The organism is Amycolatopsis sp. CFH S0740, assembly GCF_004522315.1.
In the GTDB taxonomy this organism is placed as follows: domain Bacteria; phylum Actinomycetota; class Actinomycetes; order Mycobacteriales; family Pseudonocardiaceae; genus Amycolatopsis; species Amycolatopsis nivea.
This window is the reverse complement of sequence record NZ_SDLS01000037.1, coordinates 44,410-62,749: the sequence shown is the minus strand read 5'-3', so window position 1 is coordinate 62,749 and position 18,340 is coordinate 44,410. Positions and strand designations below refer to the sequence as shown.

21 protein-coding genes and 1 pseudogene are annotated in these 18,340 nt (G+C 69.5%); 17 read left to right on the top strand and 5 right to left on the bottom strand.

Going from position 1 to position 18,340, the window contains the following annotated elements; translation table 11 throughout:
• The first annotated feature begins 2 nt into the window (after positions 1-2).
• Together ligD (EIZ45_RS39805) and ligD (EIZ45_RS39800) are read left to right on the top strand one after the other, a co-directional pair.
• Positions 3-946, top strand: a pseudogene (ligD, locus tag EIZ45_RS39805) (non-homologous end-joining DNA ligase).
• On the top strand, positions 943-1,806 hold the full coding sequence (ligD, locus tag EIZ45_RS39800) for a non-homologous end-joining DNA ligase (RefSeq protein ID WP_043834231.1): 864 nt from the start codon (positions 943-945) through the stop codon (positions 1,804-1,806). The pseudogene ligD (EIZ45_RS39805) and the gene ligD (EIZ45_RS39800) overlap by 4 nt, the downstream one beginning before the upstream one ends.
• 277 nt (positions 1,807-2,083) lie before the next feature.
• Here ligD (EIZ45_RS39800) and EIZ45_RS39795 read toward each other — a convergent pair whose 3' ends face one another.
• Complete coding sequence (locus tag EIZ45_RS39795) at positions 2,084-2,827, bottom strand: trypsin-like serine protease (protein ID WP_134667925.1); 744 nt, start codon at positions 2,825-2,827, stop codon at positions 2,084-2,086.
• Between the two features lie 187 nt (positions 2,828-3,014).
• Between EIZ45_RS39795 and EIZ45_RS39790 the strand changes: the two genes are divergently transcribed.
• The 14 genes from EIZ45_RS39790 to EIZ45_RS39725 all read left to right on the top strand — a co-directional run bounded on the left by EIZ45_RS39790 (position 3,015) and on the right by EIZ45_RS39725 (position 12,751).
• Positions 3,015-3,929 carry a hypothetical protein gene (locus EIZ45_RS39790; protein ID WP_134667924.1) on the top strand — a complete coding sequence of 305 codons (915 nt, stop codon included), beginning with the start codon at positions 3,015-3,017 and terminating at the stop codon, positions 3,927-3,929.
• Between the two features lie 265 nt (positions 3,930-4,194).
• On the top strand, positions 4,195-4,461 hold the full coding sequence (locus tag EIZ45_RS39785; RefSeq protein ID WP_037818560.1) for a gas vesicle protein: 267 nt from the start codon (positions 4,195-4,197) through the stop codon (positions 4,459-4,461).
• Between the two features lie 18 nt (positions 4,462-4,479).
• Complete coding sequence (locus tag EIZ45_RS39780) at positions 4,480-4,923, top strand: gas vesicle structural protein GvpA (RefSeq protein WP_107051192.1); 444 nt, start codon at positions 4,480-4,482, stop codon at positions 4,921-4,923.
• Positions 4,920-5,648 (top strand): GvpL/GvpF family gas vesicle protein, encoded by a 729-nt coding sequence (locus EIZ45_RS39775; protein WP_134667923.1) that lies wholly within the window; start codon positions 4,920-4,922, stop codon positions 5,646-5,648. Before EIZ45_RS39780 ends, EIZ45_RS39775 begins: the two co-directional genes overlap by 4 nt.
• Positions 5,648-5,884 (top strand): gas vesicle protein GvpG, encoded by a 237-nt coding sequence (locus EIZ45_RS39770; protein WP_037818472.1) that lies wholly within the window; start codon positions 5,648-5,650, stop codon positions 5,882-5,884. Before EIZ45_RS39775 ends, EIZ45_RS39770 begins: the two co-directional genes overlap by 1 nt.
• Positions 5,885-5,897: 13 nt before the next feature.
• Positions 5,898-6,470 carry a hypothetical protein gene (locus EIZ45_RS39765; RefSeq protein ID WP_134667922.1) on the top strand — a complete coding sequence of 191 codons (573 nt, stop codon included), beginning with the start codon at positions 5,898-5,900 and terminating at the stop codon, positions 6,468-6,470.
• Positions 6,463-7,470: an SRPBCC family protein gene (locus tag EIZ45_RS39760; RefSeq protein ID WP_134667921.1), complete on the top strand. Its 1,008-nt coding sequence runs from the start codon at positions 6,463-6,465 to the stop codon at positions 7,468-7,470. Before EIZ45_RS39765 ends, EIZ45_RS39760 begins: the two co-directional genes overlap by 8 nt.
• A gap of 14 nt (positions 7,471-7,484) precedes the next feature.
• A complete protein-coding gene (locus tag EIZ45_RS39755) occupies positions 7,485-7,823 on the top strand; it encodes a gas vesicle protein (RefSeq protein ID WP_134667920.1) in 339 nt (112 codons plus the stop codon).
• Entirely contained in the window at positions 7,820-8,554 is a 735-nt protein-coding gene (locus EIZ45_RS39750; protein WP_134667919.1) for a GvpL/GvpF family gas vesicle protein, read from the top strand. Before EIZ45_RS39755 ends, EIZ45_RS39750 begins: the two co-directional genes overlap by 4 nt.
• On the top strand, positions 8,521-8,733 hold the full coding sequence (locus tag EIZ45_RS39745) for a gas vesicle protein (RefSeq protein ID WP_134667918.1): 213 nt from the start codon (positions 8,521-8,523) through the stop codon (positions 8,731-8,733). Before EIZ45_RS39750 ends, EIZ45_RS39745 begins: the two co-directional genes overlap by 34 nt.
• 11 nt (positions 8,734-8,744) lie before the next feature.
• Positions 8,745-9,029: a gas vesicle protein K gene (locus EIZ45_RS39740; protein ID WP_037818464.1), complete on the top strand. Its 285-nt coding sequence runs from the start codon at positions 8,745-8,747 to the stop codon at positions 9,027-9,029.
• A 100-nt stretch (positions 9,030-9,129) separates the two neighbouring features.
• Positions 9,130-9,681: a (2Fe-2S)-binding protein gene (locus tag EIZ45_RS39735; RefSeq protein ID WP_134667917.1), complete on the top strand. Its 552-nt coding sequence runs from the start codon at positions 9,130-9,132 to the stop codon at positions 9,679-9,681.
• On the top strand, positions 9,678-10,682 hold the full coding sequence (locus EIZ45_RS39730) for a xanthine dehydrogenase family protein subunit M (RefSeq protein ID WP_134667916.1): 1,005 nt from the start codon (positions 9,678-9,680) through the stop codon (positions 10,680-10,682). Before EIZ45_RS39735 ends, EIZ45_RS39730 begins: the two co-directional genes overlap by 4 nt.
• A complete protein-coding gene (locus tag EIZ45_RS39725) occupies positions 10,679-12,751 on the top strand; it encodes a xanthine dehydrogenase family protein molybdopterin-binding subunit (protein WP_134667915.1) in 2,073 nt (690 codons plus the stop codon). Before EIZ45_RS39730 ends, EIZ45_RS39725 begins: the two co-directional genes overlap by 4 nt.
• A gap of 9 nt (positions 12,752-12,760) precedes the next feature.
• On the opposite strand, the gene EIZ45_RS39720 is transcribed toward EIZ45_RS39725, so the two are convergent.
• Positions 12,761-13,411 carry a dienelactone hydrolase family protein gene (locus EIZ45_RS39720; RefSeq protein ID WP_134667914.1) on the bottom strand — a complete coding sequence of 217 codons (651 nt, stop codon included), beginning with the start codon at positions 13,409-13,411 and terminating at the stop codon, positions 12,761-12,763.
• A gap of 78 nt (positions 13,412-13,489) precedes the next feature.
• Between EIZ45_RS39720 and EIZ45_RS39715 the strand changes: the two genes are divergently transcribed.
• Positions 13,490-14,086 carry a gamma carbonic anhydrase family protein gene (locus EIZ45_RS39715; protein WP_134667913.1) on the top strand — a complete coding sequence of 199 codons (597 nt, stop codon included), beginning with the start codon at positions 13,490-13,492 and terminating at the stop codon, positions 14,084-14,086.
• Here the strand turns inward: EIZ45_RS39715 and EIZ45_RS39710 are convergent.
• The 3 genes from EIZ45_RS39710 to EIZ45_RS39700 all read right to left on the bottom strand — a co-directional run bounded on the left by EIZ45_RS39710 (position 14,025) and on the right by EIZ45_RS39700 (position 18,315).
• Positions 14,025-16,181, bottom strand: a complete 2,157-nt coding sequence (locus EIZ45_RS39710; RefSeq protein WP_134667912.1) for a HEAT repeat domain-containing protein — start codon at positions 16,179-16,181, stop codon at positions 14,025-14,027. The two genes, EIZ45_RS39715 and EIZ45_RS39710, sit on opposite strands and share 62 nt — an antisense overlap.
• Before the next feature lie 401 nt (positions 16,182-16,582).
• A complete protein-coding gene (locus EIZ45_RS39705) occupies positions 16,583-17,437 on the bottom strand; it encodes an NAD(P)-dependent oxidoreductase (protein ID WP_134667911.1) in 855 nt (284 codons plus the stop codon).
• Positions 17,438-17,448: 11 nt separating this feature from the next.
• On the bottom strand, positions 17,449-18,315 hold the full coding sequence (locus tag EIZ45_RS39700; RefSeq protein WP_134667910.1) for an NAD(P)-dependent oxidoreductase: 867 nt from the start codon (positions 18,313-18,315) through the stop codon (positions 17,449-17,451).
• Between the last annotated feature and the right edge of the window lie 25 nt (positions 18,316-18,340).

Here is an 18,340-nt window from a genome sequence, read left to right as displayed (position 1 = left end):
GAATGACTGGTCCCGGCTGGCGCGAGCCGACCCTCGCCACCCTCACCGACCGCCGCTTTTCCGACGAGGACTGGATCTACGAGCGCAAGCTCGACGGCGTGCGCGCGATCTGCGTGCGCGACGGCGGCGCGCCCACGCTCTACTCCCGCAACCGCAAGGTGATGGACAACGCGTACCCCGAAATCGTGGAAGCCCTTGCCGCGCAAGGCGGACCGCGATTCGTCGCGGACGGGGAGATCGTCGCGTTCGACGGGGACCAGACCAGTTTCGCCGCGCTCCAGCCGCGCATCCACCTGACCGATCCGGAGCGCGCCCGCGCGACCGGCGTGCGCGTGTACTACTACCTCTTCGACCTCCTGTACTACGACGAGCAGGACACCACGCCGCTCGCCCTGCGCGAGCGAAAGTCGATCTGCGCGACGCCTTCACCTTCAAAGACCCGCTCCGCCTGTCCTCGCACCGCAACACCGAGGGCGAGAAGTACTTCGAGGGAGCCTGCCGCCGCGGCTGGGAGGGCGTGATCGCGAAACGCGCCGACGCGCCGTACCACCACGGCCGCTCGCCGGACTGGCTGAAGTTCAAGTGCCAGCAGGGGCAGGAGATGGTGATCGGCGGGTTCACCGCCCCGCAGGGCAGCCGCATCGGTTTCGGCGCGCTGCTGCTGGGCTACCACGAGAAGGGGCGGCTGCGGTACGCGGGCAAGGTCGGCACCGGCTTCGACCACAAGCTGTTGACCTCGCTGCACGCCGAGCTGGCCCGGCGCGAAACCGACGGTTCGCCGTTCGCCGATCCGGTGCGCGAACCGGGTGCGCGGTGGGTGCGGCCTGAACTGGTCGCGCAGATCGGGTTCTCCGAGTGGACCCGCGACGGCCGGTTGCGGCACCCGAGGTTCACCGGCCTGCGCGAGGACAAGAAGCCGTCCGACGTGATCCGGGAGCGACCGTGAATATTTCCCATCCTGACAAGGTTTTCTACCCCGCCGACGGTCTCACCAAGGGCGACGTCGCCGAGCATTACCGCACGGTCGCGCCCGCGATGCTGCCGCACCTGCGCGGCCGCCCGCTCACGCTGCGGCGGTACCCGGACGGCATCGAGTCCGAGGGGTGGTTCCAGAAGCATCCGGGCGAGCACTTCCCGTCGTGGCTGCGCACCGAACGCGTGCCGCGGCGGGACGGCGGCGCCGACGAGTATGTTGTGTGCGACGACGAGGATTCCCTGCTGTACCTGGCCGACCAGGGCACGGTGGAGTTCCACGTCTGGCTGTCCACTGTGGACGCACCGGAGAAGCCGGACCTGCTGGTGCTCGATCTGGACCCGCCGGACGGCACCGACGTCGCCGACCTGCGCACCGCCGCCCGCCGCATCCGCGACCACTGCGCCGACGCCGGTCTCGCCGCGTACCTCCAGGCCACCGGCGGCCGCGGCTTCCACGTCGTGGCGCCCCTCGACGCCACGGCGACCACGGACGTGGTCCTGGAACTCTCCCGAGCCTTGGCGGACCGCATCGCCGCCGCCGACCCGGAGCACCTGACCACCGCCCAGCGCAAGGACCGGCGCGGCGACCGCGTCTTCGTCGACGCGAACCGCAACGGCTACGCCCAGACGTTCGTGGCCCCGTACTCCCTGCGCGCCCGCCCCGGCGCGGCGTCGGCGACCCCGCTGGACTGGACGGAACTCGGCAAGGCCGAGTCGAACGGCTGGGGCCCGGACAAGCTGCACCGGCGGCTGGCGCGCAAGGACGACCCGTGGCGCGGGATGGAGAAGGACGCTGCGTCGGCGGAGAAGGCGCTGAAGAACCTCAGCTGACCCGCCTGTTCCGCCGCCGGGGCTGGCTGTCCGTGAAGGACTCCTTGGGGGAATCAGATTCAATCCCAGGAACTTGAGGCGGCGTTGCAGGTGCGTTCGAGCCGTGTCCGCCCAGATCGAAGGTCTCGCCTGGCCTGAGACGCGGGACGTGCGGGCCGTCGTGAGGGCCACCCTGAGGGAATCTGATTCCCTCAGGGTGGCCCTCACGGCCCACAAGACACGGGCAGAGGAGAATGAATGAGACCTTCACGGACGGCGTGCACCAGGGCCGCGGCGATCAGACCCCGGAGACCTGCTGAATCCAGTCCCGCCCGGCGGCCACACTGCCGTAGGTGGTGACGCTGGAGCGGTCGCTGGTGGAGCACACCCCGACCTGGATCCCGCCGTCGACCATCGGACCGCCCGAGTCGCCGCCCGCCACCGCGCCGTTCGGGGTGCTCGCCGTGATGGCCGGCCCGCCGGAGTTGTCGCTGTCCTGGGTGTTCGAGATCGTCACCTCGGCCTTCTTCAGCACGCTCGACTGGTGGTGGCCCTCGTCGGTGCTCTGCGTCGCGCCCCAGCCGTACACGGTGGCGCTGTCGCCTTCCTGCGCGTCGTCGGAGCTGCTGGCGAGGCGGGCGTACGTGCTGCCGCCGTCGGTGTTCAGCTTGATCAGCGCCAGGTCGCCGCCGGAGTAGACGTAGGTGGAGGCGGCCTTGGCGTGCACGCCGCCGCTGGCGCTGTTCGAACCGATGTACAGGTCGATGTCGGTGAGGCGCTGTCCGTTGTTGTCGTACATGCAGTGCTTCGCGGTGAGGACCCAGCGGCTGCCGATCAGGGTGCTGGTGCAGAAGAAGGTGTAGCCGTTCGCGTGGCCGTTGAAGCGCGTGATGTAGCCGGGGTTCTGCGCGGTGCTGCCGCCGATGATCGACGGCTGGGCGGCGGGGGCCGCGGGGCTCGCGGACGCGGGGGTCACAGCGAACGCGCCGAGCACCGCGCAGGAACCGGTCAGCACGGCGAGGGCCCGGGTGAGTGCGCGCATGTCGCTCCTTGGGGACAGTTTCCGATGGGGGACGCTTCCGAACGTAAGCAGCGCGGCCGGGCGGCGGAATCCGCCGAACCGCCGGTGGCGGGCAAGCGGCGGCGACGCGACTTTCGGCGGGTTGCCAACCGGTGAACGGATGCCGAGAATCCGTCTCGACCGGTCCGTTTTTTCCAGGAGAGGCGAAATGCGGTTGTTCGCCCCGGCTCCGGGCGGGGAGCGGCTGGCCAAGGCACTGGCCGAGGGGCCCTTCGAACGCGCCCTGACGCTGGCGATCGAGCGCAGCGGCCTCGGGCTGGCGCGGCTGCGCGAACGGCTCGCGGCCTCGGGCGTGCCGGTCAGCACGACCACGCTCAGCTCCTGGCGCACCGGGCGCAGCCGTCCGGAACGGCCGGAATCGTTGCGGGCACTGGCTTTGCTCGAGCCGGTCCTGGACGTCCCGCCGGGGACGCTGCGCGCGCTGCTGGACCGGCCGCGCACCGGCTCCCCGGCCCCGCGCGCGGCGCGCTGGGACCGGTTGTGGGAGAACCGCAGCCTGCTTCCGATGGTGCTGAACTCGTTCGAGGACTCTTCGCCGGAATCGGTCAGCGTGCACGAAACCCTGCACGTCGACGCCGCGGGACGGATGCGCGGTCTCCACGTGCGGGAAGTGCTGCGGGCGCTGGACGAACCGGCGTTCGTGCGCATCGTCGCGCTGCGCGGGTTCACGCCCGGGCAGTCGCCGGCGCTGGTGTCCGCGCGGTATTGCCGGCCCGGCGTCGTGCGGACGACGCCGGAACAGGCGTTCTCAGTGACTGAACTCGTCCTCGACCATCCGCTGGCTCCTGGCGAGACGGGGATCGTCGAGTACCGGTTCGCGTTCCGCGACGAGGAACCGGATTCGCGCTACGACCGGCGGTTCCGGCTGCCGATCGCGGAACACCTGCTGGAAGTGCATTTCGATCCCGCGGCGCTGCCCGCGGAATGCGTGGCCTACCGGCAGGACTCGCCGTCCGGTCCGGAGCAGGAGACCGCCGAGGTCCGGTTGCGGCCCGGCGTGCCCGCCCACGTGATCCGGACCGGACAGGCGGCCGGAATTCACGGAATGCGGTGGCGGTGGTGATTTCGTGACCGTCCGCGATCCACTGCGGACGGCCGCGGTTTGTCCTTCTTGGACAGACAGTGCTTTCCGTTGGGAACAGAGCGCTTCGCGCGCGGTCCGCTACTGAGCGTTCGATTCTGCGCTGACTGGTGGGCGGCGCTGCGCTGTTCGGCGCAATTTCGATGTTCCTGGCGAGTAGGCAGTTTTGGCCGGAGCACCCGGGGTAGCCGACTCCACATGTTTCATCGGCCTGGCGAGAGTGGACGCGACGACGGCCGGAGGCGTGATGGCTGAAAACAGCCGGTCGCCCGCCGGGCTCATGCGCGACGCGCGTGCGGTGTTCGAGGAGCTGACCGAAAAGGACATCGAATCCGTGTCGGCGTTCACCCGGGACGGCGACGGATGGAAGCTGCTGGTCGAAGTGCTTGAGCTGGAACGGGTTCCGGACACCACCAGCCTGATGGCCACGTACTGCGTGCGGGTCGACGCACAGGGCGGCTTCCTCGGCTACGAGCAGGTCCGGAAGTACGCGCGCGGCCAGATCGACGCGTGAGGAAGGGAAGGCGATTTCATGACCATGGCGACCGGACGGCAGGGCCAGAACGGCCAGCTGCAACGCGGGCCGGGCACCGGAAACCTCTACGACATCCTCGAACTGATCCTGGACAAGGGTCTCGTGATCGACGCGTTCGTGCGGGTTTCGCTGGTGGGCATCGAATTGCTCACTGTGGACGCGCGGATCGTCGTGGCCAGTGTGGACACTTATCTGCGGTTCGCCGAAGCGTGCAACCGGCTGGATCTCACCCGTGCTTCGAGTGCCACGACGCTGCCCGACTTGCTGGGCGAGGTGACCGAGAAAGGCGCCAAAGGGAAGTCCAAAGGCGCGTTGACCGGTGCGGTCGAGACGTTCGCCGAGCAGTTCCAGAAGTCCAGCGACAAGGACGAGAAGGACGAAGAGCCCGAAGAACGGCCGCGCGCTCGCAGCCGGCGCAGCAGTGCGAGGTCGAGCGAATGAGCACTTATCTGTACGGCATCACGTTCGCCGATCATCCCGCGGAAGTGGGCGATCTGCGCGGCGTCGGACCGTCGCCGTCGCCCGCGCGGGTGCTGGCGGCCGGGGACGAACTCCGTGCGGTGGTCGGCGATGTCGAGGGTGAACTGCGGGCGAAGCGCAGGGATCTTCTTGCCCACCAGGAGATCTTGCAGGCATTGTGCGAGAAGGGGCCGACGTTGCCGATGCGCTTCGGTGTCGTCGCGGACGACGACACCGCTGTCGAGGAGGAGATCGCGGCGAAAGCCGAGGTGTACACGGCTGCGCTGCAACGCGTCCGCGGACACGTGGAGATGAACGTCAAAGTCTCGCACCGGGAAGAGGCCGTACTCGGCCAGATCCTTGCCGGGGACAAGGAAATCCGGAACTTGGCCGCGAGCTTGCGGGAGGACGCCGGTCGCGGGCAGGCGGAGCAGGTGCGGTTCGGCGAACTGGTCGCCGGACGGCTGGAGGAACGCGAAGGCGAGGACGCCAACGCGGTGCTGAGCTACCTGCTTCCGCTGGCGTCCGAGCACGCTCCGGGACCGCGGGTCGACGGGTGCTTTTTCAACTGCTCGTTCCTGGTGCCGCAGGAGAAAATGGCGGAATTCCAGGACGCGGTGCAGCGGCTGACGACCCTGGTCGAGGAAGTGGCGGAGGTCCGCGCACAGGGGCCGCTGCCGCCGTACAGCTTTACCGAGGACGAATAGTGGGACTGCTCGGCGAGATTCTCCTGCTTCCGCTGGCGCCGGTGCGGGGCGTGGTCTGGGTGACCGGGCAGGTCGTCGACGCCGCCGAGCAGGAACAGATCGCACAGCTGCAGCGGGAGCTCGTTGCGCTGGAAAAGGAACTGGTGGCCGGAGGGATCACCGAAGAGGAGTTCGACCGCAGAGAAGACGAAATACTCGATCTGCTCGAAGAATTCGACCGGGGGGTTGCCGGATGAACGGAGCGAACAGATGACACCGGGAATGAAGGTCGCGGCCGCCGTGGTCGGCGGTTACGTGCTCGGGAGACGGAAAAAAGCCAAACTGGCCATCACCATGGGCGCCTGGCTCGTCGGGCGGAAGCTGAACCTGGACCCGAAGAAGCTGCTGTCGGACGTCACGCGCGAGCTGGCTTCGTCGCCCGAACTGGCCGGGGTCCGCGATCAGGTGCGGGACGAGGTGCTGGGTGCGGGCAAGACCCTGGCCGCGGACATCCTGACGCACCAGGCGGGGCGGCTGGCCAGTTCGCTGCAAGAGCACACCGACACCCTGCGGGACAAGGCCGCTGGTCTGCCGGCGGCGGTCAGCGGTCGCGACGACTCGGACGATCAGGAGCCGGAAGACGCCGACGACAACGAGGACGGCGGTACGGAAGAAAGCGAACCCCGGCCCCGTGCGCGCAAACGTCCGGCGAAACCGCGTGCGACGCAAGGGTCGCGCAAGTCGTCCGGCACTTCGTCGAGTTCGACTTCGCGGAAACGGACGTCCTCGGGCGGCCGTACGCAGAAGCGCTCCTCGGGCACTTCGGAGGTGAACCGTGGCTGAATCCCGTTCTGACAACGACGAACTCGGTCCCCTGGCGAAGCTTCGGGAACTGGCCTCGCGCAACCCTGCGACGGAACAACTGCTGCATGCCGGTGAGGAATACGCGCAGGCGAAGGCCGAACAGGTGATGTCCTCGGCGGGCAGCAAACTGGGCGAGGCGTCCCGGCGGCTGGCCGACGCGGGCGGCAGCGGCTCGCTGAAGGGATTGTTCAGCGCGGGCGAGAAGATCGCCGAAGGGAAATCCCCGGTGCGGGCGGCGGTCGAGGCCGGCGGCACCGCTCTCAAGAACTCGGTGTCGGGGCTGTTCGGCAAGCGCGGCAGAGGGTCCGGCGGCAAGAAGATCATCAACATCATCGAGGACATCGACATCGGCGTGCCGGTCCGCGAGGCGTACGACCAGTGGACCGAATTCCAGAAGTTCAGCAGTTTCGCCAAGGGCGTCACGAGCGCCGAGCAGACCGACGACACGACGTCGCAGTGGCGGTTCAAGATCTTCTGGTCGAATCGGTCGATGAAGGCCACGATCACCGAACAGATCCCCGACGAGCGGATCGCGTGGACCACCGACGGGGCCAAGGGCACGATCAAGGGCGTCGTGACCTTCCACGAACTCGCCCCGAGCCTGACGAAGGTCCTGCTGGTCATCGAGTACTACCCGGCCGGGCTTTTCGAGAAGACCGGCAACATCTGGCGCGCGCAGGGCCGCCGGGCGCGGCTGGACCTCAAGCACTTCCGCCGGTTCATCACGATGGCGGGAGAGGCCTCGGGCGACGGCTGGCGCGGCGAGATCCGCGACGGCGAGGTCGTGCGCTCCCCGGAGCAGGTGCGGGAAGACGAGGGCGAGGACGAACCGCGCGAGGAAGAGGACCGCGACGACGAGCCCGAGGACGAAGACCTTCCCGAGGAAGACGAGGACGACCTCGACGAGGAAGACGAAGAGGAAGACGACGAACCCGAGGACGAACGTCCCCGGGGCCGCCGCGCCGTCGCGGCGCGGTGACGAGGAGGCAGCAGATGAGCGAGTCCAGCCTGGCCGCCGGGCGACCGGCCGGAGTGTCCCGCCCGGGCGGTTCCGGCGGCGGCGCGAACCTCGCCGACATCCTGGAACGGGTGCTGGACAAGGGCATCGTGATCGCCGGGGACATCCAGGTCAACCTGCTCGACATCGAGCTGCTGACCATCAAGGTGCGGTTGCTGGTCGCATCGGTCGAGCGGGCCAAGGAAATGGGCATCGACTGGTGGGAGCACGACCCGTCCCTGTCTTCGGGCTCGCAGCGCAAGGATCTGCTCGAGGAGAACGAACGACTGCGCGCGCAACTCGAACTCGCGCGGGGAGAGCGAGCGGAACAATGAGCTGGTATTGCTACGCAGTCACGGAATTCGCCGCGGAAAACCCGGCGGAGGGCATTGCCGGGCTCCGCGAGCAGCCGGTTTCCGCCATTTCCGAGGCCGGGCTGACCGCGCTGGCCGGCCCGGCCCCGGACGAAGGGTTCGACGAAGCGTCCTTGCAGCACCTTCCGTGGCTGGAAGAAATCGCCCGCGCGCACAACGCCGTCGTGGACGAGGCGAGCCGTCGGACGAGCGTGCTGCCGCTGCGGATGGCGACGATCTACCGCGACGAGGGCCGGGTCCGGGAAATGCTCACCGAGCATTCCGCGCAATTCTCGGAAGCGTTGCGCCGGGTCCGGGACCACGCCGAATGGGGCGTGAAAGTCTTCGCCTCGCTCCGCGCTGCCGAAGAGCCCGCTGCCGAAGCGCCCGCCGACGGACGGTCCTACTTGCGGCAACGACTCCGCCAACGCCAGGCACGGGACACCCGGACGAACGAGGCGCTCGCGGTCGCCGAGCGAATCGAGCGGGAACTCGCGGAGCTGTCCGCGGACCTCCACCGGCACCGCACCCAGGACCCCGCCCTCACCGGCCGCGCCGACCGCAACATCCTCAACCTGGCCTGCCTGGTCCCCGACGCCGGCCGCGAACGCTTCCTGGAGCGGCTCGCGGACCTGCGGCAATCGGAGGTCGCCGGAGTCGAAGTCGAGGTCACCGGGCCGTGGGCCCCGTACTCCTTCGCGGGGATCTCGTGACGGGCGCGGTCGGGGAAACCGACCGGCTCGCCCTGGTCGACCTGCTGGACCGGCTGCTCGCCGGGGGCGTGGTGCTGACCGGCGACCTGGTGCTGTCGGTCGCCGAGGTCGATCTGGTGCACATCTCCCTGCGCGCGCTGATCACCTCGGTCCGTGAAGACTGCCCGGCACCCTGGTGAAAGGAGGGCCGATGCCCAAGGCCGACGCGCTGGCCACCCGCCTCGAAACCGACGCGGACACGGTGGAACGCGACCTGATGAAGCTGGTCCTGACGATCATCGAACTGCTCCGGCAGCTGATGGAACGCCAGGCCCTGCGCCGCGTCGAGGAGGGCGGGCTGACCGAGGCGCAGGAGGAACGCCTCGGCCTGACCCTGATGCTGCTCGAAGAACGGCTGACCGAACTCCGGGACCGGTACGACCTTTCCGCCGCGGATTTGAACCTCGACCTCGGCCCGTTGGGGACGCTGTTGTGAGCGAGTGCGTGTGGTCGCGGTCCACGGCGGCAAGGGAGCCGACAACCTGCCCTCGACCAGGCAGAGGTTTGGGCGCGGGGTGAGCGGGTATGGCGGCGGTATGCGACCGGCCGAGACGGAACCCATCCCGGAAACCGCCAGTGCGGTCCGGACGATCGCGCTGCGCGTCGACGGGACCGAGCACCGGCTCGCCGTGGACCCGCGCCGCACCCTCCTGGATCTGCTGCGGGAGCAGATCGGCAACTACAGCGCCAAGAAGGGCTGCGACCACGGCCAGTGCGGTGCCTGCACGGTTCTGCTGGACGGCCGCCGAGTCTTGTCGTGCCTGACGCTCGCGCTCACCTGCGACGGCACCGAAGTGACCACAGCCGCTGGCCTGGCCGAGGACGGCGAGCTGCATTCGCTGCAACAGTCGTTTGTGGACCATGACGGGTTCCAATGCGGCTACTGCACGCCCGGCCAGATCTGTTCCGCGGCCGGATTGCTGGCCGAGTTCGGCGACGGCGCGCCCAGCCACGCCACTAAGTCGGTGGCCGATACTCCGCAATGGACTGACGAGGAAATCTCCGAGCGGATGAGCGGAAACCTCTGCCGTTGCGGCGCCTACGCCGGGATCGTCGCGGCGATCCGCGAGGCGGGAGAGCAGCGATGAAGCCCTTCGCGTACGGCAAACCGGCGACCACGGCCGAGGCGGTGCGGGCAGTGGCGGCCGAACCGTCCGCGATGTTCCTCGCCGGCGGCACCAATCTCGTCGACCACCTGAAACTGGGGGTGGCCCGCCCGGAGCGCATCGTCGACGTGACCGGCTTGATGTCGACCGAGATCCGCGAGAACGACGGCGAACTGGTGATCGGCGCGGGCGTCCGCAACAGCGACCTCGCGGCCGACCGGCGGGTCCGGGAGCGGTATCCAGTGCTGGCCGAAGCGCTGCTGTCCGGGGCGTCGCCGCAACTGCGGAACATGGCCACCGTGGGCGGGAACCCGTTGCAGCGCACCCGATGCGTCTACTTCCAGGACGTCACGACCCCGTGCAACAAGCGTTCGCCGGGCTCCGGTTGCTCGGCCCTCGGCGGTTACACGCGCCATCACGCGATTCTCGGCGCGTCCGATCAGTGCGTCGCGACGCATCCCTCGGACATGGCCGTGGCGATGGCGATGCTCGACGCGCGCGTCCACGTGCTCGGCCCGTCCGGGGAGCGGACGGTGCCGTTCGCGGACCTGCACCGCCTCCCCGGTGAGCACCCGGAACGTGACACTGTCCTCGAACACGGCGAACTGATCACCGACATCACGCTGCCCGCCACTTCCTGGTCGCGCCGTTCGACCTACCGCAAGGTGCGCGACCGAGCCTCCTACGCCTTCGCGCTCGTCTCTGTCGCAGTTGGACTGTCCATTTCAGACGGTGTTATCGAGGACGTCCGGCTGGCTTTCGGCGGCGTAGCGCACAAACCGTGGCGCGCCCAGCGGGCCGAGGAAGTCCTGCGCGGCAACCGGCCTAGCGCGGACGTCTTCCGCGCAGCAGCCGATGCCGAACTCGCGGACGCCAAGGCGCTGGACGGCCTCGACGGAGGGAACGCGTTCAAGATCCCGCTCGCCGCCCGCACCCTGACCGCGGTGCTGCGCGACCTGACCACCGAGGAGCGCGACCGATGACCGGACTGCTCGAACCCCGGGCGATCGGACGCGGGCTCACCCGCCGCGACGGTCCGGCGAAAGTCACCGGAGCCGCGCCGTACGCCTACGAACACCCCGCCGAAGCGCCGCTGTACTGCCATCCGATTCAGGCGGCCATCGCCCGCGGTCGTTGCGTGCGGATCAGCGGCGTCGAAGCGGAAGCCCTCGACGGTGTCCGCGCGTTGATCACTCCCTTCACCGCCGAGCGGCTCGCCGACACCGACGACGCGGAACTCGCGGTGCTGCAGGATTGCGAGATTCCGTTTCGCGGCAGGGTGATCGGGCTGGTCTTGGCCGAGTCGTCCGAAACCGCGCGGCACGCGGCGGAACTCGTCGACGTCGAATACGAGACTGATCCCTTCGTCGCCGAGCTCAAGGCCGACGATCCCGACCTGTACCAGCCGGACAAGGTCAACCCGAGCTTCGCGACCGACACGAGCGAGGGCGACCTCGAGACCGCGTCCGCCGTGACTGTGGACCAGACCTACACCACGGCGATGTACCACAACAACCCGCTCGAACCGCACACGACGACGGCCTTGTGGGACGACGGCGTGCTGACGCTGTGGGATTCCACCCAGAGCGTCCACTCGGTACGGTCCACTGTGGCGAAGACCTTCGGCCTGCCGGCCGAGCGCGTCCGGGTGATCTGCCCTTACCTCGGCGGCGGTTTCGGGTCGAAGGGGATGCCGCACGCCAACGTCGTGCTCGCCGCGCTGGCCGCCCGGACTGTGCCGGGCCGTCCGGTGAAGCTCGCGCTGACCCGGCAGCAGATGTTCAGCCTGGCCGGATACCGGACGCCGACGATCCAGCGGGTCCGCCTCGGCGCCGACCGCGACGGACGGCTGGAGTCGCTCGACATGGCCGTCGTCGAGCAGACCTCGCGGATCAAGGAATTCGCCGAGCAGACCGCGGCGCCCGCGCGGATGATGTACGCCGCGCGGAACCGGGCCACCAGCCACCGGCTCGCGCGGCTCGACGTGCCGGTGCCGTCATGGATGCGCGCGCCGGGGGAGTGCCCGGGAATGTTCGGGCCGGAAGTGGCGATGGACGAACTCGCCGAAGCGCTCGGCGTCGACCCGATCGAACTGCGGGTGCGCAACGAACCGGAGAAGGATCCCGAAACCGGCCTCCCCTTCTCGAGCCGGCACCTGGTCGAATGCCTGCGCACCGGAGCCGAACGCTTCGGCTGGGACTCCCGGACGCGTGGTCGCCGAGACGGGCGATGGCTGATCGGCAGCGGCGTCGCGGCCTCGGTGTACCCCGCGAAGCGGATGCCCGGATCGAGCGCGACGATCCGGTACGAGAAGAACCGCTACGCCGTCGAAATCGGCGCGGCCGACCTCGGGACGGGCGCGTGGACGATCCTGCCGCAGATCGCGGCGGACGCACTGGACGTGCCAGTCGATTCCGTCGACGTCCGGATCGGCGACACCGATCTCCCCAAAGCCACGGTGGCCGGTGGTTCGACCGGAACCGCGTCGTGGGGTTCCGCAGTGGTCGCGGCCGCGGAGGCGTTCCGCGACAAATACGGCTCGGACCCCGGTGACGGTGACGAGGCACAGGCCGACACCCCGAAAAACCCGGACGACAAGAAATACTCGACGTACGGGTTCGGAGCACAGTTCGCCGAGGCGCGCGTCGACGCCGACACGGGCGAAGTCCGGGTGTCGCGGCTGCACGGCACCTTCGCGGTCGGCCGGATCGTCAACCCGGTCACCGCGCGCTCGCAGCTGCTTGGCGGCATGGTCATGGGCCTGTCGATGGCGCTGCACGAAAACAGCGTCCTCGACCCGCGGTTCGGGCATGTCGTCAACCACGACCTCGCCGAGTACCACATCGCGACCAACGCGGACGTCGAAGACCTGCGCGCGGACTGGCTCGACGAAACCGATCCGCACCTCAACCCCATGGGTAGCAAGGGAATCGGCGAAATCGGCATCGTCGGGACCGCGGCGGCGATCGCCAATGCGGTCCATCACGCGACGGGGGTTCGGGTGCGGGACCTGCCGATCACGCTCGACAAGCTCCTGCCGGGACTGCCCTGAGCAACGGCGTCACAGGGCGAAGGCGTGGTCGCCGCCGTCCGGAAGATGCCGGTCGAACCACGCGGCGGCTGCGTCGGCGACCTGCTCCAACGCGCCGGGCTCCTCGAACAGGTGCCCCGCCCCCGGCACCACCACGAGCTCCCGGTCGCCCGGCAACTGAGCCGCAGCCGCCTTGTTCAGCCTGCGCACGGTGTCGTCGTTGCCCCCGACGATCAGCAGCACCGGGCAACGCACCTCCGCCAAGACGTCCTCGGCCAGATCCGGCCTGCCGCCGCGGGAAACCACCGCCCGCACGACGTCCGGCCGGCTCGCCGCCGCGCTCAACGCCGCGGCGGCCCCCGTGCTGGCTCCGAACAGCCCCACCGGCAACCCGCCCGCAGCGGGATGCCGGCCGAGCTCGTCCAGCGCGCGCAGCAACCGGTCCCGCAGCAGCCCGATGTCGAACCGCTGCCGGTCGTGCTCCTCCTGGCTGAGCAGGTCGAACAGCAGCGTCGCGTAGCGGTGGTCCTGCAAGGTCCGGGCGACCGCCTGGTTGCGCGGGCTGTGCCGCGAACTGCCCGAGCCGTGCGCGAAAACCACCACCCCGGCAGCATCGGCGGGCACCGTCAACTCACCCTCGGCCGACGACGTCCCGGCGCCGACCGCGAACGGTTCCGTCATGGCTTCCTCCTGCCAGCGTCCGGAACCGGATATCCCGGCAGGGCGACGGCCAAACGGACGGCGGGTTAGCGTGGACCGATGCTGATCGAACATCGAGGACAACGCCCGGTGGTCCCGGAGTCGGCGTACGTCGCCCCGACCGCGGTGCTGTGCGGCGCAGTCGTCCTCGGCGAACGAGCCCGAATCCTGCACGGCGCGGTGCTGACCGCGGAAGACGGCGAGGTCCGCACCGGTTCGGACGTAGTGGTCATGGAAAACGCCCTGGTCCGCGGCCGGTCCGCACAGCCCGCGAAGCTAGGGGACGCGGTGCTGGTCGGGCCGCACGCCCACGTCAACGGAGCCGTGATCGAGGACGAGGTGTTCGTCGCGACCGGTGCCTCGCTGTTCCCTGGTGCAGTCGCCGGCGCCGGGTCCGAGCTCCGGATCAACAGCGTGCTGCACGTCAACTCCCGCCTCGAACCCGGCACGGTGCTTCCCATCGGCTGGATCGCCGCTGGCAACCCGGCCGAACTGTTCTCCCCGGACCGGCACGACGAACTCTGGGAACTGCAGCGCACCTTGGATTTCCCGGGCACTGTCTACGGAACGCCGAGAGGAACTCCGATGCGCGAACTCATGCGCCGCCAAGCCGAGTTTTACGGTTCCCATCAGGGTGATCGTCTTCTCGACGAATGACGTCGACCGAGGCGAGCACCGTGCGGGCATCGCGCTGAAAGGCTTCGTCACCAACGATGTCGATGTCGTTGGCCAAGCCGTCATCGGATTTGGCGACCCGTTCGACGAGGTAGCGGCGCGGCGACGCGAGCGCCTCTCGCAGCAACGGCGCGGCGGGGGCAGCCGCGGACCCGAATTCGACGAGGTCTCGGGCGACAGCGGGCCAGCAGCGACGGCTTCGCGTCCAGACCGACTGCAGGACGGAGACCGCGGGCTCGGGATCGCCGGTGATCCGCCACAACGCGGTCGCGGCGTTTTGGTGCAGCCACCCGTATTCGTCGGCACGATCGAGCAGGGCGCGCAGCGCAGAAATCGCGGCTGCGGCGGCCGGGCCCAGATTCCGCACGACTGCCGAGACCGAGGTGGCGGTGGAGTTGTCGCCCTCGCGCAGCGCCCGAACGATGACCGGCAGTGCGGTCTCCGTGTCCTTGTCCAGTTGCCACAGCGCCGTCGCGGCTCTGGCCGCGGTTCCGTGATCCAGGTCCTTGAGCAGCGGTCGCAGCAGCGGAACGGCCTCGGCACCGGCGCCGATCCTGGTCAGGATGTAGGCTGCCTGTGCCGGATTGGATTCCAATGCGGCCAGGACCTCCGGTGCTGCGTCGGCCGCGGCGGGGCCGATCTCGGCCAAAGAGCGGCACAAGTTCTCCCTGCCTCGATTGTCGTCGGCACCGAGATCTCGCAGGCGCTGCCGGATCAGCGGAACCAGTTCCGCGGCCAGCGGCCCCAGACCGTCGATATGCGCATTGAGGTAATTCGGCAGCGCATCCTGTTCGAGCAGCCACCGCAGCACCGGCAAAGCTCGGCTGTCGCCGCTGTGGCACAGCGCACGGATTGCCGGGCTGACGTCGCCGCCGCCGTCGTACGGATTCGGCACTGTCCATGCCAGGGAACCGGCTGGGGTGTATTCGCCGGTGCGGGGAGCCGATTCGATGCAGGCCACGAGCGCGTCCGCGGCCGGAGCGGCGAGTTCGCCGATGATCGACAACGTGGTGACGGCTCGCATGCGCAGCCTCGGCGGCGAGTCGCCCAGCTGGTCGCCGATCAGGGAGACCAGTTCGCTGTGGTCGCCTCGCCAGCCGAACAGCAGCGTCTGGGCGGCAAAGACAGCGTGGTAGCGCTGCGCCCAGTCCGCGGCGCGCAACTGCGCCGCGATGAATGCGGAGCGCGCGGCAACCCGGTCGCCGAACGCCCAGCTGACGTCCGTGACGAGGCGGTCGAGATGCGGCGCCGGCTCGCTGATTCCGTCGCTCAGCCCATGCTGATGAAGCATGCCGCGCAAGGTTTCGGTGCTGGCCGGATCCGGTCGCGGCGGCGGCGGTTCCTCGGCATAGGCAGCCTCCACCGCCGTGGTGAGTGCGGTGACGACCCCCGCTGGCACTTGCGCGGGCCCGATGCGGACGCGTTCGGTCAGCGCAGCGACCCGAACCCGGGCTGACTGCGCGCCGACGGCCATCGAATCCAACGCGGCACTGATCTCCCCGCCCGTGCCCAGCATGCCCGCCGCCTCGACGAGCGCCACCTGAACCTCGGCGTCGGACTCGACCGGCAGCCGGGCCAGTACCGCGGAGGTCACCCGGGCCAGATCGTCGCGGCAGCCGGGCAGCGCCCCGGCGACCGCCCGGCGCACCTCGCGATCGGGGTCCTCGAGCAAGCTCAGCAGACCCGGACCCGCTGCCGCGAGCGTCCGGGCCGCCTCCGCCGCGGGGCCGGTGCCCGGCACTTCCCACCCCACGCCGCCGATGCTGGCGACCAGCCCGAGGATCCCGGCGCGGCCGGGCAACCCCGGCGTCGCCGCCGCTTCCAGCAGGAAGGGCAGCGCCGCCACCGTGCAGTCGTACACGTCGAGCTGGTGGTGGACCGCGCCCTCCATGCCGTCCAGCGCCCGCTCCCGCACCACCGGGTCGGGCGAAACCAGACCCCGGAGCAGGTCCGGGACATCGGTCGCCGGTCCGTACGCGTGCTTCATTCCCGCCCAGTCGATCTCGTCGAGACCAGAGAACACCGTCCACCCCGTTCCGGGCCGGGACCCCAGCCCGGCCGAGGGTGTGATCGACATCGGCGCATTCCCTGTTACGACCAGGAGAATCCCTTGGGCCCGCCGGGGTTGCCGCGGCTCGAGAAACGCCCTCCCCAACGGCGTGAGCGAATGATGCACTCCCACCCCCGCCCGGGTAGTCGTGATCAACCCCGCCGTCCGCAACGTCTTCGTATGTTGCACCGCAGCCGGGGAAACTCCCAGCCGCGCGGCCAACGCCGCAGTAGAGGACTCCGCCGCCAATGCGCACAGCAGCCGCGCCCGCGTCCGCCCCACCAGGCCGGTCAGCTGGTCCTCCCGGGTTCGACCCGGGCGCGCCTCCCCAGCGCGGCTCTGCGTCCAGGATGCGTCCCCGGGCCGCGGTCCGGGAAGCGCTGTCCGCCGACCGGCGCGGATCCGCCCGCTTCCCAGACCGCGGGCGCTCAGCCGCGGATCACCTCGAACAGACTGGTCCAGCTGTCCCGGCCGTGCCCGGCGGCGACCGCGCGGTCGTAGTGCTCCTTGACCGCGGCGGGCAGGGCCACGTCGATGCCCGCGTCCCGGCTCGCGGCGAGGATGTGGTCGGCCGTCGCGCCCATCATCTTGGCGTTCGCCTCGTCGCTGGGGTGGCTGCCGCTGTCGACGTTCTTCGCCGCCTCGTCCAGCGACGTCTGCACCAGCGTCAGCAGCTCGTTCGCGTACGGCACCAGCGTCGCGGCGGACACCCCGGCGGTGCCGACGAGCGCGGCGGAGTGCAGGAACGCCGACAGCGTCGTGAGGAAAAGATCCAGCAACGACTGGTAATACAGTTGCGCCAGACCCGGATCGGCGCCCCGGTAGTCCGGCCGTCCGATGACGCGCAGGGCCGGTTCGATCCGCTCGAACGTCGGCTGCGCGCCGCTGTAGAACACGAACGCACTCTCGGTGCCGACGACCTGCGCGGGCACCATGATCCCGCCCGCGATCATCTCCGCGCCGCGTGCGGCCAGCCATTCCGCGGCCACCCGGGTGCGTTCCGGCGTGTCCGAGCTGAGGTTCACCACGATTTTCCTGCGCAGCGCGTCCTCGGTCGGCGCGAGAATGTCGTACATCGCCTGATAATCAGTGAGACTGAGGATTACCAATTCGTTCGCGGCGAGCGCCTCGGCAACGGTTCCCGCGCGCTTCGCGCCAGCGGCCACCACGTCGTCGGCGCGGCTCGCGGTGCGGTTCCACACCGTCACCTCGTGGCCCGCCGCCAGATAGGACCGCACCATGGCCTGCCCCATCGGGCCGAGGCCGATCACTGTCACACTCACCCGAGTTCTCCTTACTTCTTCAGCAGTTCGATGACGCTGGTCAGGTTTTCCGCACCGTGGCCGTCAGCGGCCCGGCGCAGGAGCAGCTGGTGCAGCGGCGCGAGCAGTTCGGAGCTGACACCCTGGTCAGCGGCCGCGATGGGCAGGTTTTCGAACGCGGCGGCCTGCATCCCCAGGTTCGAGACGACGTTCTGGGTGTAGTCGCCGCTGTCTACCTCCACCGCGGCCTGCTGGACGAAGCTGCCCATCGCGGTCAGCCATCCGCTCAGCAACGGCGCGAATTCGACCGCCGAAAGCCCTTCGCTGCGGATCAGCGCGTAGGCCTGCAAGACGCCGGTGAACTGGCCATACATCCCCGACAGCAGCGCGAGGTCGTGCAACGCCGCCAGCCCCGGGTCCTCGCCGACGTAGTTGCTGCCGCCGAACGCGTCGAACGCCGCGCGGTGCGTGTCGAACACGTCCTGGGGCCCGCTGTAGAACACGAACGCGCCCGGCCGCCCGATCATCGGCGGAACCGCCATGATGCCGCCGTCGAGGAACGCCCCGCCCTGCTCCGTTACCCATTTGGCCAGCTCACGAGCCTGGCGAGGGGTGCCGTTGGTCAGGTTCACCACCGTCCGGCCCGTCAGCGAGGCCGTCTTGAGCACCTCGCGCACCGACGCGTCGTCCAGCAGGCAGACGATCACCAGCTCGCTCGCCGCGACCGCCTCGGCGGCCGACCCCGCCGCAACCGCACCCCGCTCCACCAGCGGCTTCGTCTTGTCCGCAGAGCGGTTCCACACCGTCACCGGCCGTCCCGCTTCAAGCAGCGCACCGGCCAGCGCGCTGCCCATCGCACCGAGCCCCAGCACGGTCATTGAGGTCGCATTCCCGGACATGTCGTCCCTCCAGTTCGTTGATCTG

Bases quoted from the DNA above. Each gene is read 5' to 3' on its own strand.
- EIZ45_RS39740 (WP_037818464.1), top strand. From the start codon at position 8,745: ATGCCCAAGGCCGACGCGCTGGCCACCCGCCTCGAAACCGACGCGGAC.
- EIZ45_RS39790 (WP_134667924.1), top strand. From the start codon at position 3,015: ATGCGGTTGTTCGCCCCGGCTCCGGGCGGGGAGCGGCTGGCCAAGGCA.
- EIZ45_RS39750 (WP_134667919.1), top strand. From the start codon at position 7,820: ATGAGCTGGTATTGCTACGCAGTCACGGAATTCGCCGCGGAAAACCCG.
- EIZ45_RS39795 (WP_134667925.1), bottom strand. From the start codon at position 2,827: ATGCGCGCACTCACCCGGGCCCTCGCCGTGCTGACCGGTTCCTGCGCG.
- EIZ45_RS39730 (WP_134667916.1), top strand. From the start codon at position 9,678: ATGAAGCCCTTCGCGTACGGCAAACCGGCGACCACGGCCGAGGCGGTG.
- EIZ45_RS39720 (WP_134667914.1), bottom strand. From the start codon at position 13,411: ATGACGGAACCGTTCGCGGTCGGCGCCGGGACGTCGTCGGCCGAGGGT.
- EIZ45_RS39735 (WP_134667917.1), top strand. From the start codon at position 9,130: ATGCGACCGGCCGAGACGGAACCCATCCCGGAAACCGCCAGTGCGGTC.
- EIZ45_RS39785 (WP_037818560.1), top strand. From the start codon at position 4,195: ATGGCTGAAAACAGCCGGTCGCCCGCCGGGCTCATGCGCGACGCGCGT.
- EIZ45_RS39775 (WP_134667923.1), top strand. From the start codon at position 4,920: ATGAGCACTTATCTGTACGGCATCACGTTCGCCGATCATCCCGCGGAA.
- EIZ45_RS39765 (WP_134667922.1), top strand. From the start codon at position 5,898: ATGACACCGGGAATGAAGGTCGCGGCCGCCGTGGTCGGCGGTTACGTG.
- EIZ45_RS39715 (WP_134667913.1), top strand. From the start codon at position 13,490: ATGCTGATCGAACATCGAGGACAACGCCCGGTGGTCCCGGAGTCGGCG.
- EIZ45_RS39725 (WP_134667915.1), top strand. From the start codon at position 10,679: ATGACCGGACTGCTCGAACCCCGGGCGATCGGACGCGGGCTCACCCGC.
- EIZ45_RS39700 (WP_134667910.1), bottom strand. From the start codon at position 18,315: ATGTCCGGGAATGCGACCTCAATGACCGTGCTGGGGCTCGGTGCGATG.
- EIZ45_RS39755 (WP_134667920.1), top strand. From the start codon at position 7,485: ATGAGCGAGTCCAGCCTGGCCGCCGGGCGACCGGCCGGAGTGTCCCGC.
- EIZ45_RS39780 (WP_107051192.1), top strand. From the start codon at position 4,480: ATGACCATGGCGACCGGACGGCAGGGCCAGAACGGCCAGCTGCAACGC.
- EIZ45_RS39710 (WP_134667912.1), bottom strand. From the start codon at position 16,181: ATGTCGATCACACCCTCGGCCGGGCTGGGGTCCCGGCCCGGAACGGGG.